General features: G+C 73.1%; 1 protein-coding gene. It reads right to left on the reverse strand.

Features of this window, described 5'->3' with window-relative positions:
• On the reverse strand, positions 1-1,053 hold a 1,053-nt coding region (locus IHE55_RS30505; RefSeq protein ID WP_232267073.1), incomplete at its 3' end, for an LCP family protein.
• Positions 1,054-1,085: the final 32 nt, after the last annotated feature.

The raw sequence follows: 1,085 nt of genomic DNA on the forward strand, positions 1-1,085 counted from the left end.
CACGCCGTCCGCCTCGGTGTCGTCGGCCGCCGACCCCCGGGTGGCGGAGGCGGGCACCGGCCGGTCGGCGCGCAGCGCCCGCCACACCTGGGCGGCCTTGGCCTCAATGGGGCGCACGCGGTTGGGGTCGCCGGGGTCGTAGGCGACCGGCAGCGTCACCATGTGCAGGTCGTCGGAGCCGATGCCGCGCAGGCCGCGCGCGAGGTCGAGCAGCTTGTCCACCGAGGCGAGGTCGGAGTCGGTGGTGAGGGCCTTGGTGGAGGCGTCGGCCACGTCGTACAGCTTCTTCGGGCTGCTGAACAGGCCGATGTCCTTGATCTGGTCGATCAGCGCCCTGATGAACGCCTGCTGGAGCTTGATCCGGCCCAGGTCGCTGCCGTCGCCCACGCCGTGCCGGGTGCGGACCAGGCCGAGCGCCTGTTCCCCGTCGAGGGTGTGGCGGCCGGGCGGCAGGTCGAGGTGGCTCTTGCGGTCGTGTATCGGCTCGGTGGTGGTCAGCTCCACACCGCCGAGTTCGTCCACCAGGTCGCGGAAGCCGGAGAAGTCCACCTCCAGGTAGTGGTCCATCCGGATGCCGGTCATCGATTCGACGGTCTTGACCGCGCAGGCCGGGCCGCCGACCTCGTAGGCGCTGTTGAACATCGCCCGGCGCTCGCCGGGCACCTCGCCGCCGTCCTTGCCGGCCTCGCTCGCCCGGACGTCGCCGTCCTGACCGCCGCGCCGGGTGCAGTCCGGCCGCCGGACCAGGGTGTCGCGCGGGATGCTGACCACGCTGGCGCGCCGGTGGCCCCGGTGGATGTGGACCACCATCGCGGTGTCGGAGCGGGAGGTGCCCTGGTCGTCGCCGTACCGGCGGTTCTTCCCGGCGCGGGAGTCGGACCCGAGGACGAGGATGTCCATCGAGCCGTTGTCCACGTCGTCGGGGCGGTCCCGGCCCAGCGCGCCGTCGATGTCGATGCCGGTGAGGTTGCCGTCGAGCCGCCAGTAGAGGTACCCGAACCCGGCCGAGCCGAGCACCAGGAGCGTGGCCAGCGTCCAGACGGTCATCACCAGGCCGCGGGGGCTGTCGGCAGCCCCCCGGCCCC

Origin of the sequence: Streptomyces pactum, assembly GCF_016031615.1 — a bacterium.
Lineage (GTDB): Bacteria > Actinomycetota > Actinomycetes > Streptomycetales > Streptomycetaceae > Streptomyces > Streptomyces pactus.